This window comes from Sulfuricurvum sp. (genome assembly GCF_030691015.1).
Lineage (GTDB): Bacteria > Campylobacterota > Campylobacteria > Campylobacterales > Sulfurimonadaceae > Sulfuricurvum.
In genome coordinates this window covers 40,167-54,012 of the sequence record NZ_JAUYFF010000019.1, presented here as the reverse complement: position 1 = coordinate 54,012, position 13,846 = coordinate 40,167, and the positions used below count along the sequence as shown (strand labels likewise).

Genomic DNA, 13,846 nt, shown 5'->3' with positions numbered 1-13,846 from the left:
ACTATGAACATGACCCCTCAAGAAATTGTCGATTATCTGGATCAACATATTATCGGTCAAAACAATGCTAAAAAAACTATCGCTCTAGCCCTTCGAACCCGATATCGACGTCTACGTCTTGATCCCATTTTACAAGATGAGATCATGCCTAAAAATATTTTGATGATCGGTTCTACCGGCGTAGGTAAAACGGAAATTGCCCGTCGTCTCGCCAAAATGATGCAATTGCCGTTTATAAAAGTTGAGGCAAGCAAATATACCGAAGTGGGCTTTGTCGGAAGAGATGTCGAATCAATGGTTCGCGACTTGGTCATGACGTCACTGTCTATGGTAAAAGCTGAACACAACGAGAATAATAAAGAGGCGATCGAACACTATGTCATCGATACCCTTACCCAAAAATTACTCAGCAATAGTGCACATCTTTCATCCAGTGAAGAGAATATACGAGAAAACATACGTAACGGAAGCTTGGATGAGTGTATCGTTGAGATAGAGCTCCAAGCTCGTGGTGTTGAATTTAACGACACTAATATGCCTCCTGAAATCGCACGTGTTCAAGAGTCTTTTTCAAAAATGTTTTCTATCATGGGTAAAGAGGAAAGTAAAAAAGAGGTTACGGTAGCCGAAGCCAAAAATATCCTACGCCAAGAAGCTGCCGATAAACTCCTAAACCATGATCAAATGAAGCGTGAGGCGCTTAAACGTGCCGAAGACGGTGGAATTATTTTCCTTGACGAAATCGATAAAATCGCTGTCAGTTCTCGAAGCGACGGGCGTAATGACCCAAGCAAAGAGGGAGTTCAACGCGATTTGCTCCCCATTGTGGAAGGGAGTATCGTCTCAACAAAGCTCGGCTCGATTAAAACCGATCATATTCTTTTTATTGCCGCCGGAGCTTTTCATCTCACCAAACCCAGTGATCTCATCCCTGAATTGCAAGGACGGTTTCCACTTCGAGTAGAATTAGAACCTCTAAATGAAGATGCCCTTTACTTGATCTTGACCAAACCGAAAAACTCTTTATTAGAACAGTACAAAGCACTGTTGGCAACCGAAGAGATGACCCTGTCGTTCGATGAGACATCCACACATGCGATGGCACGTTATGCCCAAAGAGCCAATCAGAAAACTGAAGATATCGGTGCAAGACGGCTTCATACTGTTGTTGAAAAAGTGTTAGAAGAGATTAGTTTTAACGCCCATTTATACCAAGGCAGTACCGTTACAATCACCGAAGCGATGGTTAATACCATTCTCTTACCACTTGTTGAGGATGAAGACCTCGCACGTTATATACTCTAAAGGCAATTATAAATGAACAAAGCAGGATTTGTCGCTCTCGTCGGACGCCCGAATGCAGGAAAAAGCACTCTAATGAACTGGATTTTGGGTGAAAAAATCGCCCTTGTAAGTCAAAAAGCAAACGCTACCCGCAAACGCTCCAATGCGATTGTCATGCACAATGACGATCAAATTATTTTCGTTGATACTCCGGGACTTCATCAGGCCGAAAAACTTCTTAACCAATATATGTTAGAAGAAGCGCTCAAAGCCATCGGAGATTGTGACATTGTTGTCTATCTCGCTCCCGCATCGGATAAAACCGTACATTATGAAAAATTTCTAGAAATTAACTCCGACAAGCGCAAACATATTATCGTACTGAGTAAAATCGATCAAATTTCTCAAGCCGAACTCCTCAAAAAAATCGGAGAATACAACCGCTTCAGTGACCATTTTATTGCTCTCATCCCTATGTCCGTCAATAAGAATGTGGGGAAAAAAGATTTACTTGATACCATTGTTAAACATCTTGATGAATCCCCGTACTTGTATGATCCTGAAAATATTACGACAGAGATGATCCGTACTATTTACAAAGAGTTTATTCGTGAAGCCATTTTTGACAATATCAGTGATGAAATCCCTTATGAATCAGATGTTATTATTGATAAAATCGATGAAGATGCCCCTGTAGAACATATCCGTGCCACTATTATCGTCGAAAAAGATTCTCAAAAAGGAATCATTATCGGCAAGGGGGGCGCCGCGATAAAACGTATCGGTCAAAATGCCCGTGAAAAAATTGAGCGACTAGCATCCAAACCTGTTTATCTTGAACTCTTTGTCTCGGTCAAAAAAGGGTGGACAACCGATAAAAAATTTCTAAGCGATTTGGGATACGAATGGTAAAAGCTCTCTTTGTTTCACTCTTAACGGCTACAACCCTTTTATCCTCAGAGGTTCTAACGTTATACAAAAGCGGCGGTAAAAAATTGCTCGATAGCCAGATGAATACCCCTACCTATTGGTCAGGAACCCTTTTCAACAAAGATCTCCGTTTCGGCTATTTTGAACGGGCATTTTCACTTCTAACGTGTAGTAAAGACAAAGGTTCGCTAGAACTTTATACGCCGGATGCTCAGAAACGATTTTCCCTTAAAAAACGCTACAGTGCCTTTACGGGAAAAAACGCAGGTGACAAAAGAACCGAAGGTGATCTTAAAACGCCTATAGGTATTTACACGTTGACTGAAAAAAAGAGACGTGTTGACCCCTTTTACGGACCGATGGCTTTTGTCACCTCGTATCCCAATTTGTATGATCGTATCAGAGGTAAAAACGGTGATGGAATATGGGTTCACGGAGTACCTCTAAGCGGCACACGCGACCCTTTTACAAAAGGGTGTATTGCTATCAACAACAACGATTTAATACAATTGGATCAGACTATCAACCCATCTAATACACTTTTAATCATCGATTCTTCTTTGAAACAATGGGTCAATCCTGCCGCTTATTCAGCTATTCTGGCCGGTTTGTATCAATGGAAATATGCATGGACTTATAATGATATCGATAGCTACATTGCCACCTATGACAACGCATTCAAACGATATGACGGGATGGGACTTACTCAATTTAAAGACTATAAAGAACGTATTTTTAGTAAAAATGAAATGAAAACGATCACCTTGGATCGTCTCAACATCATCCCCTACCCTGGGGAAAAGCGTAACCTTTTTTGGGTCACTTTCAATCAACTCTATGTTAGTGATTCACATCGCTTTGAAGGAGAAAAATCGCTTTTAGTTCGATTGAATGCTAATCAATCGATCTCGATTCTCACAGAAGAATAACCTATGCATTTTTCCTTGTTTCTCCTGTTTTTTTCAATCATGTCTCTCCATGCACTCCCCTTTAATATCATTAAAAAAGAGACAGATATTCTAAATACTCCGACATTGCTTGTCATCGGCGGTATTCACGGCAATGAGCCCGGAAGCTATTTTGCTGCTGCGTTATTATCCCGATATTATCACATTACGCAAGGGAATCTCTGGATAGTTCCTGATTTGAATCGCCCCAGTATCCAACAAGACAACCGTGGTATCAACGGGGATATGAATCGAAAGTTTTCTGACATTGACCCACAAGATGCTGATGTTGAAACCGTGCAAGAGATCCAAAAAATCATCACCGAACAGCAAGTTGCACTTATATTAAATTTACATGACGGTCATGGGTTTTATCGGAAAAAGCATCTTAATACTATTTTCAATCCTAATGCTTGGGGACAAACGTGTGTTATTGATCAAGGGACTCTTGATACCGAGCACCCCTACGGAAATTTAAATGAAATCGCATCAAAAGTAAGCGGTGAACTTAATAACGATTTGATTGAGGGACATCATTTTTTTGATGTACGCAATACAAATACCCGATTTGATGATGAAGCGATGAAGCACTCTTTAACCTATTTTGCAGTGACACATAACAAACCTGCCTTTGCTATCGAAACAAGTAAAAACCTTCCCACACTGCACCATAAAGTTTTTTATCATCTGCATGCAATTGAGTGTTATATGAAACTTATGGGGATAAAATACGAGCGCACTTTTGAACTAAACATGGATGCAATCGAGCAGTTACTTAAAAATCACGATTATTTAACCATTAACAATAATATCTATTTTGATTTGCAAAACTTAAAAAACAGTTTAAGTTTCATTCCGCTACAATCAGAGAGAAATGAGTTTAAGTTTGCCCATCCTTTGGGGAGTGTACAAAAAAACAAGACGCAATATGATCTTTTTATCGGTAACCAAAAGATAAGCACTCTTATCCCGAGTTATCATCAAAAAGAGCTTTGTTCTATGCCCATAACTATTTTAGCGGACGGAAAAACACAAAAGTTATCATTCGCTACAGATTTTTTTGTAACTGCCGATTTTAAGATTATCAATAATGATCTTAATACGAGAGTTAATGTCATCGGATTTACCAAAAAAGGGGTAAAGGATGAAGCTAACATTTTAGTAGGATTAAGTGATTTAGATTCAAAATACTCTATTGATACCGCTCATAAGAGCTATCGGGTAGAGTTTTACCAGAAAAACCGTTTTTGCGGTATGGTTCTTGTACATTTTAAATAGGATATAGGATGAGTAAAAGCAAACAACAAACCTATTCAGCCATCGTATCGGCAAACCCTTATAAAGGAGATTATTATGGTAGTACGTTTAATACCATATCAAGAACATCTTCTCCTTCTTTTTCTAAAGAACAATACTCAGTCTCTTTTTTAAATACCAAAGGGTTTATCTCGACATTGATCGGGATAAGTAAAAACATTCCTGACGATGATATTTATGATGCCCTTGAGAATAAAGTTTACGAAGAGCTTGCATTGGATATGGCTATTGAATACCATATCAAATACATTGAAGCGATCAATAGAAGCACGGAGGGAGAACGCTTTTTCCATATATTCGTTGTTGATCCCTTAACCCTTGAACAAGACTATACGCAAGTCGTCGATGCAATCAAATACATTGATCAAATTATTCCGGTTCCTCTATTACTCAAATCGCTTTATGTAAAAGAGCTCATTGATTCAACCGATGTTCATTGTTTTATCTATTTTCAAGAAAACGACGCCTTTTTCTGTATTTACAGCCATCAGGAATTTATTTATGCTAAATCACTGAAATTTTCACTCAAACAAATGCATGAACGTTTTTGTGAACTTTTAGGCGAACAAACAGATCTTCTGACATTTGAAAACCTATTGGCAGAAGAAGGACTTAATGCCTCTCAACCCGATTATCAAAAAAATCTTATTAAACTTTTCGGTGAGATTTTTCTCCATATCAGCGATGTTATAACGTATGCAAAAAGAGCCTATGACATCAAAAAATTTGATGAGATTTACATCGGCACAGGGGTCGGAAAAGTTCTTGGACTGGATGAATACGCACAAACCTATTTAGGAATCAAAACAACTCCGTTTGATTTTAATTACGGATTTAACACAAACGGGGAAAAAGTAGATCAAATCCATCAGTTGATGCACCTCTATGGCCGCCTTGAAGCAGATGAGCGATATGAGTGTAACTTTACAATATTTCACCGTCCTCCTCCTTTTGCAAAACGTGATAGCGGAAAACTCATTTTAGTTGCAGCTGCTTCTTTGGCTGCAGCTCTTCTATACCCCGGGGTCTATTGGGGTCTCTCTTACATCGAAGAGTTTCACCATGCTGTCTTATCCAAAGAGTATGAGTCAGTACACATCGAAAAAATGACTCGGGAAGCAACCGTTAATTTAAAATTAGCGAATAAGAATGCCGCTCAGATACTTTTAGATGAGCAAAAAACAGCCTATAAACAAAAAAAAGATACGCTAGTACAAGTGCATGATAAAAAAGTGAATTATCCGATGAAAGCCAAAATAATGGCTGATTTCACTCGTAGCTTCAATCAATATCGAGTGCAACTAAAAACCATTGCGTATGCAGAAGATCTTAATGATACAAAAACGTTCACGTTTGGGCTAACATCATCAAGTACGCAAGATATTACGGCATTGCTCAAACATCTAACGGACATTAAACGGGATCAGTATGATTTTAACCTTGAACTTATTTCGTATAATGAAGAGCAAAAATCCTACCTTAGTGAACTCAAGGCGGTAATCAAATGAAATTACAAATTGAAGACTACCTGTATACATTAGACCAATCGCTCTCACACAAAAGTGATCGTGACAAAATGATGCTGTTCATTATGATATTTGCCTCTTTGTTCACTTTCTCCTATCTATTGCTTTGGGAGAGTTCTGAAGCCAGCTTCAAAATCTCTCACGAGAAAGCGGTGAAAGTTGAAAATGATTTGAATGTAGATAAACAATATTTATCGACTTATCCACCTGAACGCATTACCCAAATAGAGCAAGAAACAGTCGAAATAGAACGGCAACGCGCTCTATACGTACAGTACAATACTTATATCAAAGAGCAGTTGGAACAGATTTCTTCTTTATACTATGATGAAAAAGTGTGGGGAGGATACCTTGATTCGGTATCTAGATATGCACGTTTACATAAAGTAAAGCTAGCCAAATTCGGAAATACCTTGCAAACCGATAATAGCTCGTTCGGACATGTTTTAGATATTAGTATTGCATCTGAAGGACCGTATAAAAATACCTTAAAGTTTATTAATGCATTGGAACAAAGTCATTTGGTTGTAGATTTGCATAAATTTAACATTACGGCTGATGAAAAGCTCAAAGGGGATCTCAATATCTCAGTATGGGGGATCGTAAGACAATGACAAAATATCTACTTATAGGGTTTATGAGTATGATGATACTCCATGCAGCCGTCCCTGCTGTAAGTTCTCCCTCTGTAACCGTTATGACACAACCAAACACCGACAAAGAGTTAGTATGGGTTGATGAGCAAATTCTAGCAATCCTTCCTGCCAGAGTAGGGATACCGGATGGATATATCAACTCACTTCGTGATCCCATGAAAATGAAAAAAGCACTCCCTACCCTAAAATCAGGTTCTAATCTTCTAGCCCCTCCAAAATTGGGCAGTATAGGAATTTTAGCACAACCAAAAGTGATTGAAGAACCGCTACGACTTCTCGCCATCATGAATAAATCAGTGCTTATCAGTGGAAAGTGGTACAAAGTAGGCCAAAGTGTTCGTAATTTTACCCTTGCTGAGATCAAATCAAATTCTGTTTTATTGACCGGAAAAAAAGATCAAAAACTTATTTTGTTTTTACACAAACAAAATAATAATATTAAAATCATCACAAAGTAGGAAAGTATCATGACATCTATAATTAAACACCATGCACGAACGTTTATGTTATCCGTTGCCACGGCTGCCCTTCTCACACCTACGCTTCAGGCAGATTGTACGTATGAGCTTTTCAATATCTCTTCAGTCAAAGGAACTAGTGTAGGAGAATTTGTCGACCAACTCAGTGATGAATGCGGCATGAGTGTCGTTGTAACAGACGAACAAGCAGAAGAAGTTCTAAAAAGACCGATGAACAAAACCTTTTTGAAAAATCTGACGATTAATGAAGTATTTGATTTGATTATCAAAGAGAATAATCTTCAATATACCTTACAAAACAATGTACTTCGAGTCTCTTATTTATCAACAAAAACTTATAATATTGATTACATTACGACAGAACGTAAAGGGACGGGAAGTACCAATATACGATTGAGTTCCAATTCCGGAACAGCTGCTGGAGCAACTGGAAGTTCCGGAAGTTCTGGAGCAAATAATGCATCATCAGAATCAGGAACGAATATCTCGACAATTGATGAAGTAAAATTTTGGGATACTTTAGAGCAGGAGGTTAAAAGCATCCTTAGCCGCCCTGAGGATGATTACAAACAAAATACGAACCTCTCCCAATCAACAGATAAAAAAAATGAAACAGCTAAAACCTCTGAAAAAGATACGTATCACAATATATTTATAAATAAAAGTGCTGGCTTAGTGACGGTAACCGGTACGGGTAAACAAATTCAACGGCTTGACAGTTACATCCATGATCTACAGAAAAAAATGCAAACACAGGTTTTAATCGATGTGAAGATGTACAGTGTCGTCTTTAGTGATGCTTCTTCAACCGGTATCGACTGGTCGCAACTTTATGCATTGCAAAATATTGATTTAACATTTGATTATGTGAATTCAAAAGATGTTGGTAAATTTACATCAACTGCCTTAAATACTGGGACTTCCTTTACCGAATATGGCACTACTTCCGCGGGTCGAACTGGTGCTAGTATTTTTAGGTTGGGTGCAAAAGGAAGCTTAAATGAAGTTATCAAATTCCTTAAAACTCAAGGGGATGTTTACTCGATATCAAATCCAAAGATCTTGACTCTTAATAATCAACCTGCCCTTATTACTGCGGGGACAGAATTATTCTATAAAACAAGAAATACCTCTACACTAGCCGGGGGAACAACAGGAGAGCAAGCCACAACAGAAGTGGTCAGTTCTGTATTTTCGGGAGTTCTCCTCGATATTACACCTGAAATTGCCGGTGACGGAAGTATTACCCTGCGTATAAATCCATCCATTTCCGAAACAGCATCTGAAATTTCTACAGATAACTCAGCCCGTAATATGCCGCCTGACTTAAGCCGTCGTCAGATTTCCTCCGTCATTACCGTAAAAGACGGTAATCGCGTAATTCTCGGAGGTTTGATTAATACAAAAAACGTCCAAGATAATAATAAAGTTCCATTACTCGGTGATATTCCATTCCTTGGTTATATGTTTAAACGTGAAGGGATGAGCAAACGGACCGAAGAAATCGTCATTATCATCGAACCGCATATCATCAAAAAAGAGAAAGATACGGTTAGCTTAGGTGATTTAGGCTATACGCGTCTTGGAAAACAAATGGAAGAAGAAGCAAAGCCAGAAAGTAAATAACGGATGGAGAATTCCCTTTTCTCAAAACCGCGTGATCTGTTTTTGGACGTCGTGAACCCTAGGGACTACGTCCAGATTGACAGTGTCTCACATATGTATCAATCGCTTAAAAACTCAGTACAAAAACCTCTGAAAATGATCCTTTTATTCGGTAAACCGGGGACGGGGAAAAGTATGCTTCTGCATAAACTCCACCACGACCTCTCCAAACATCAAAAAGTATTGATGTTTGATATCCCTATTGTGGATGAAGATGATTTCCTCCGTGTATTGGCACAAAGGATATTCGGACACTCTCCCCGTGAAGTGATGACGTTAACCCGGTTTTTAGAAATTGCCGAAGCCGTATCGTATCCGGATGTACCTATTGTTCTTTTGGATGAAGCGCAACTCTATAGCTCATCGCTTATGGAAAAGATTCGTCTTATCTCCGATGCTCGTGCTATTAAATTTGTCATTACGCTTCATAAAACCGATAAAGAAGATGTGATTGCAAAAGAGCACTTTCAAACACGAATTTGGGAAAGTATTGAACTCCAAAATGCTTCTGCTGAAGAGCTTAAAGTATACATCCAAAAAAAACTTTTAAAGGCAAACTGTTTTGATGTCGCCAATATGTTTAATGACAAAAACATGAAACTAATTACCTCTCTGACAAAAGGAAATTATCGTGATACGAATAAATTATTATTTTCTCTTTTTAGTCTCTATTACTGGTATGAAGAAAACCATCCTACTTTAATTAAATACAATGCCTTAAAATCAAAATGGATTGAAATGGCTGCGATTCATACAGGACTGATCCGTGCTTAACATTCGAGATTTAGAACGCCGCTGGCTCAAATATAAAATAAAATCGTATGCGCCTTACCTCGGTGCAGTTTTTACCATTCTCTTGGTGTCACTAATAGCCTTTTACAATTCCCTCAGTTCTACCGTCGCAAATGAAGAAATTAATCTACCCCTCACAGAAAATTCTTCAGAAATAAAAGCAAACAATACAGAAACTGTTACCATCCTAGAGCCTTCCATGGATTTTGTTCAATCTTTTCAAACGACCATACCGGAAACTCAAATAGCAACCGCTCCGGCGCCTCAGAGAGCACTGCCTCCGCAGCAGAGCATTCCGGTTCCGAAAGTCCTAAATATCCCCTCATCAACCTCCATAAAAGCTCCCCCTCCGGCTATTTCCCCTTTGTCCGGTGACAAATCGCTCTCACTCAATCGTAATGAATCCAAACTCGATATAGAAAGTGTTGAACGCCGCTTCAAAGAGACATCAAATCCTAATCTCGGATTGTTTATTGCCCGTTACCATTATGATCACGGTAACTACAGTGAAGCCTATAATTTTTCATTAAAAACCAATAGTATGAACAGCAAAATAGATGAAAGTTGGATTATTTTTGCCAAATCACTCGTCAAACTCGGTAGAGTAGAGCAAGCGAAAAAGACATTGCATCTTTATATTTCCGAATCTAATTCTGAATCGGCACGATCTTTACTCGATTCAATTGAACAAGGGACGTTTAAATGAAATTTTTAGCCTTATTAACGTTATTGTTTACCCTCTCATCCTGGGCAGATACTAAACAAAAGATGTTTAATCTTTATCAGCAAGGCAATTATCTTCAAGCATGCAATCTAGGACTTCAAGGATTCTCTCTTCATAAAGGAGATGAAGCCTATGTCTCTTTGTACGCCTTTTCATGCCTCAAAGCAGATTTTATCGATCGTTTGTCAGCGCCGATTACGATACTCAATCAAACGAAAGAAGCACGTGCCAATTCTGCCTATTTTTCAGTTATCCTCATGCAAAAAAAACTTCTTATGCAAGCTTTATATGATAATAAACCGATTAAAAACCTCAACTTTCCCAGCAGTTCACACTTACTCTCCAAAGTATTTGATTTGTATCTCAAAAATCCTCAACCGACCCAATTTATCAAAGAATATACAAACCCATCCGATATCCGATCAAGTTATAAACTCTATACGACAGAAGCAAACGGGCAAAAAAGCGTAGCTATAGACGAATACTATGATAAAATATTGACATTTCATCATGTATATTAGAAAAGGATAGAGTGTATGGATCGCATCACGCATGACTTATTAGAGAAGCGCCATATCTCTCAACAACAAATTGATCGACTTACATCTCGAGGGGTACAAGACGATACCGTCTTAGAAACATTAACAAAAGTGGGTGCCATATCACTCAATTTTATTAAACGTTTTATCGTTGAACAAATCCGTCTTGGACGCTATGAACTCTCCATCATTAAAAATTACCATTTTTTAGATGAAACTTCCATTTTAACCCATTTAGCTGAAGTGATTGAAGTTCCGTTTATCGATCTCGATTCCATCGATATGGATTATCGTCTTGTTGAAAAGATACCAACCGTACAGCTCAAGCGCTACAACGCTTTGCCAATTTCACAAGATGATATGTATGTTGTCGTTGCATTTGCCGATCCCCTTAATCTTGAAGCACAAGAGTCAATTCAACGCCTTTTTCCCCGAAAATCACTTAAAATTGCCGTTGCGACTGAAAAACAGATCCAAGCCTATTTGTTTAAAATGGAACTTAAAGATAGTGTAAAAGAACTCGTTACCAACATCCGTAACGAATTGCGAAATATCGGAACCATAGAAGAACAACAAGAGGCTTCTTCTATTTTACAGCTTATCGATGTCATTCTCAAAGCCTGTATTAAAGGACGGGCAAGTGATATTCATATCGAACCGACGGAGAGGAACTGTGTGGTTCGCGGACGGGTTGATGGTAAATTGGCAGAAATCTTTATTTTTGATCGGGATATTTACCCTCCGCTCGCTTCACGTATTAAGCTCTTAGCCAATCTTGATATTGCTGAACGCCGTAAGCCTCAGGATGGACGTTTTTCCGCCATCGTTATGGACGCTGAATTTGATTTCCGTCTCTCTACACTCCCTATTATCTACGGAGAATCAATCGTTATGCGTATTTTGGATAAGACCAAAGCACTCGTAAAACTAGAAGACTCAGGAATGGATTCGGAGAGTTATCAAAAACTGATTAAGGGGCTACAATCCCCTTTTGGTATCATCTTGGTCACCGGTCCCACCGGAAGCGGTAAAACAACTACCCTTTACGGTGCACTGAATGAACTCCGTAACGTAGAAGATAAAGTCATTACCGTCGAAGATCCGGTTGAGTACCGTATGAATCTTATTCAACAAGTACAAGTTAATCCAAAAGTAGGTCTCTCTTTTGCCGATGCGCTCCGCTCCATTCTCCGTCAAGACCCCGATAAAATTATGATCGGGGAGATCCGTGACCATGAAACGCTGGAGATTGCGATTAAAGCTGCCCTTACCGGTCACCTTGTTATCTCTACGCTTCACACCAATGATGCCATCAGTGCTATTCCTCGTATGTCCGATATGGGGATTGAACCCTATCTCATCAGCGGTGCTCTTGTTGCTATACAAGCGCAGCGGCTTGTACGGAGAATTTGTAACCATTGTAAGAAAGAGATTGATATCCCTCAAACGTTGCTTCAAGAGTACAGTGCTATGATCCCTCCTCATACGGTTTTTTATGAAGGAGTCGGCTGCAAAGAGTGCAACGGATCGGGATATATGGGACGGGAAATGATTTGTGAAGTTCTCCCCATTACCGAAGAGCTCTCCAGCATGATTGCCAGAGGGGCATCAAAAGATGATCTCCTTAAAGAGGCTAAGAAAGAAGGCTTTATCGGAATGTTTGAGAACGGAATGGCTAAGGCCGTTCATGGAATTACAACATTTGATGAAATACTAAGGGTGGCAAAAGGATGAAATACTTTACAGCAACGATCCTCACAAAAGGGAAAAAAGCCGATGTCGGTTTTTATGCCGAGAGTAAAAAAGAAGCTCACTATTTAGCGAAAATCAAATACACGGGAATGGTTTTAAAAATAACCGAAACTGCCCCCCCGCTGGAAGATCAGCTCCGACGTTTAAAAGAGAGTTTTTTTTCCAATATCAGAAAACGTAAACTCAAACAAGACTCCCTTATTGCCGCTATCAGACAGCTTGCCGTTATGACGAATGCCGGTATTTCGATTCACGATTCACTTAGAGAAATTGCCGATGCCACAACCGATAAAACATTGCAAATCGTTTTAGGAACGATCGCTGAGGATATCAATGCCGGGCATAGCCTCTCCCACTCAGCTCATAATTTCAGCTATGAACTCGGAACCCTCTCACTGGCTATGATTGAACTGGGTGAGAAAACCGGTAATATGGCTGAAGCGCTTCATAAACTTGCCGATATGCTTGAAGAAATCCGACGTAATATCATTAAATTTAAAAAAGCAATGGCCTATCCGCGTAACGTTATGATCGCTATGGCCATCGCCTTTACCGTTCTTATCTCGTATGTCGTACCTCAATTCAAAACTATTTTTGAACAGTTGGGGGCAGAGCTTCCCCTCCCGACCAAAATCTTGCTCTTTTTAGAACACCTTTTTAATACGTACGGTCTTTATGTCGTAGCGGGAATCTTTATCTTCATTTTCGCATTCCGATATATGCTTAATCACAATCGTGAATTCAGATACAAATGGCACCAATTTTTACTCAAAACCTATCTCATCAAAAATATTATCATGTACGCAACGTTGAACCGTTTTACCTTAGTCTTTTCCGAACTGGTTCGTGCCGGTATCCCGATCGCCGAAGCACTGGAAACAGCGATTGCGATGATCGATACCCTCCCCTTGCAAGAAAAGCTGTTAACCGTACGCCAAACGGTTGAAAAAGGGGGAACGCTTCACGACGGTTTAGCCGAAACGAAACTTTTTGAAAATATGATTATTCAAATGATCTCCGCCGGAGAGGCGAGCGGTCAGCTCGATGCGATGATGCAAAAAGTTATGGAATACTATAAAATGAAATTTGACGCCATTATTGACGGTCTCTCCGAAGCGGTAGAGCCGATTATGCTTTTGCTCATTGCGTGTATGGTTGTTTTACTGGCACTGGGTATTTTCTTGCCAATGTGGGAAATGGGAAATGCGGTACAGGGACGCCGCTAAAAAGAGATT

Annotated in this window: 13 protein-coding genes; all 13 read left to right on the top strand. The window is 39.3% G+C overall.

Features of this window, described 5'->3' with window-relative positions:
* Positions 1–3: 3 nt before the first annotated feature.
* Genes hslU through Q8O20_RS10980 form a run of 13 tightly spaced genes read left to right on the top strand, consistent with a single transcriptional unit; the run spans position 4 to position 13,837 of the window.
* Complete coding sequence (gene hslU / locus Q8O20_RS11040; protein WP_305531214.1) at positions 4–1,305, top strand: HslU--HslV peptidase ATPase subunit; 1,302 nt, start codon at positions 4–6, stop codon at positions 1,303–1,305.
* 12 nt (positions 1,306–1,317) lie between these two features.
* Complete coding sequence (gene era, locus Q8O20_RS11035; RefSeq protein ID WP_304741079.1) at positions 1,318–2,196, top strand: GTPase Era; 879 nt, start codon at positions 1,318–1,320, stop codon at positions 2,194–2,196.
* Positions 2,190–3,143 carry a murein L,D-transpeptidase family protein gene (locus Q8O20_RS11030; protein WP_305531213.1) on the top strand — a complete coding sequence of 318 codons (954 nt, stop codon included), beginning with the start codon at positions 2,190–2,192 and terminating at the stop codon, positions 3,141–3,143. The genes era and Q8O20_RS11030 overlap by 7 nt, the downstream gene beginning before the upstream one ends.
* A gap of 39 nt (positions 3,144–3,182) precedes the next feature.
* A complete protein-coding gene (locus tag Q8O20_RS11025) occupies positions 3,183–4,439 on the top strand; it encodes a M99 family carboxypeptidase catalytic domain-containing protein (RefSeq protein WP_305531212.1) in 1,257 nt (418 codons plus the stop codon).
* 8 nt (positions 4,440–4,447) lie between these two features.
* Positions 4,448–5,986 carry a hypothetical protein gene (locus Q8O20_RS11020; protein WP_305531211.1) on the top strand — a complete coding sequence of 513 codons (1,539 nt, stop codon included), beginning with the start codon at positions 4,448–4,450 and terminating at the stop codon, positions 5,984–5,986.
* Complete coding sequence (locus tag Q8O20_RS11015) at positions 5,983–6,618, top strand: hypothetical protein (RefSeq protein WP_305531210.1); 636 nt, start codon at positions 5,983–5,985, stop codon at positions 6,616–6,618. The genes Q8O20_RS11020 and Q8O20_RS11015 overlap by 4 nt, the downstream gene beginning before the upstream one ends.
* On the top strand, positions 6,615–7,118 hold the full coding sequence (locus tag Q8O20_RS11010; RefSeq protein WP_305531209.1) for a hypothetical protein: 504 nt from the start codon (positions 6,615–6,617) through the stop codon (positions 7,116–7,118). The genes Q8O20_RS11015 and Q8O20_RS11010 overlap by 4 nt, the downstream gene beginning before the upstream one ends.
* A gap of 9 nt (positions 7,119–7,127) precedes the next feature.
* Positions 7,128–8,765 carry a pilus (MSHA type) biogenesis protein MshL gene (mshL, locus tag Q8O20_RS11005; RefSeq protein ID WP_305531208.1) on the top strand — a complete coding sequence of 546 codons (1,638 nt, stop codon included), beginning with the start codon at positions 7,128–7,130 and terminating at the stop codon, positions 8,763–8,765.
* A gap of 3 nt (positions 8,766–8,768) precedes the next feature.
* Positions 8,769–9,578 carry an ATP-binding protein gene (locus tag Q8O20_RS11000; protein ID WP_305531207.1) on the top strand — a complete coding sequence of 270 codons (810 nt, stop codon included), beginning with the start codon at positions 8,769–8,771 and terminating at the stop codon, positions 9,576–9,578.
* The gene (locus Q8O20_RS10995) at positions 9,571–10,302 is read left to right on the top strand and encodes a CDC27 family protein (protein WP_305531206.1); all 732 of its coding nucleotides are present in this window, start codon (positions 9,571–9,573) and stop codon (positions 10,300–10,302) included. Before Q8O20_RS11000 ends, Q8O20_RS10995 begins: the two co-directional genes overlap by 8 nt.
* Complete coding sequence (locus Q8O20_RS10990) at positions 10,299–10,841, top strand: hypothetical protein (protein WP_305531205.1); 543 nt, start codon at positions 10,299–10,301, stop codon at positions 10,839–10,841. The genes Q8O20_RS10995 and Q8O20_RS10990 overlap by 4 nt, the downstream gene beginning before the upstream one ends.
* Before the next feature lie 15 nt (positions 10,842–10,856).
* Positions 10,857–12,593: a GspE/PulE family protein gene (locus Q8O20_RS10985; RefSeq protein WP_305531204.1), complete on the top strand. Its 1,737-nt coding sequence runs from the start codon at positions 10,857–10,859 to the stop codon at positions 12,591–12,593.
* Positions 12,590–13,837 (top strand): type II secretion system F family protein, encoded by a 1,248-nt coding sequence (locus Q8O20_RS10980; RefSeq protein WP_305531203.1) that lies wholly within the window; start codon positions 12,590–12,592, stop codon positions 13,835–13,837. The genes Q8O20_RS10985 and Q8O20_RS10980 overlap by 4 nt, the downstream gene beginning before the upstream one ends.
* Positions 13,838–13,846 lie beyond the last annotated feature (9 nt).

Coding starts and splice junctions, on each gene's coding strand:
- hslU (WP_305531214.1), top strand. CDS start 4: ATGAACATGACCCCTCAAGAAATTGTCGATTATCTGGATCAACATATT.
- era (WP_304741079.1), top strand. CDS start 1,318: ATGAACAAAGCAGGATTTGTCGCTCTCGTCGGACGCCCGAATGCAGGA.
- Q8O20_RS11030 (WP_305531213.1), top strand. CDS start 2,190: ATGGTAAAAGCTCTCTTTGTTTCACTCTTAACGGCTACAACCCTTTTA.
- Q8O20_RS11025 (WP_305531212.1), top strand. CDS start 3,183: ATGTCTCTCCATGCACTCCCCTTTAATATCATTAAAAAAGAGACAGAT.
- Q8O20_RS11020 (WP_305531211.1), top strand. CDS start 4,448: ATGAGTAAAAGCAAACAACAAACCTATTCAGCCATCGTATCGGCAAAC.
- Q8O20_RS11015 (WP_305531210.1), top strand. CDS start 5,983: ATGAAATTACAAATTGAAGACTACCTGTATACATTAGACCAATCGCTC.
- Q8O20_RS11010 (WP_305531209.1), top strand. CDS start 6,615: ATGACAAAATATCTACTTATAGGGTTTATGAGTATGATGATACTCCAT.
- mshL (WP_305531208.1), top strand. CDS start 7,128: ATGACATCTATAATTAAACACCATGCACGAACGTTTATGTTATCCGTT.
- Q8O20_RS11000 (WP_305531207.1), top strand. CDS start 8,769: ATGGAGAATTCCCTTTTCTCAAAACCGCGTGATCTGTTTTTGGACGTC.
- Q8O20_RS10990 (WP_305531205.1), top strand. CDS start 10,299: ATGAAATTTTTAGCCTTATTAACGTTATTGTTTACCCTCTCATCCTGG.
- Q8O20_RS10985 (WP_305531204.1), top strand. CDS start 10,857: ATGGATCGCATCACGCATGACTTATTAGAGAAGCGCCATATCTCTCAA.
- Q8O20_RS10980 (WP_305531203.1), top strand. CDS start 12,590: ATGAAATACTTTACAGCAACGATCCTCACAAAAGGGAAAAAAGCCGAT.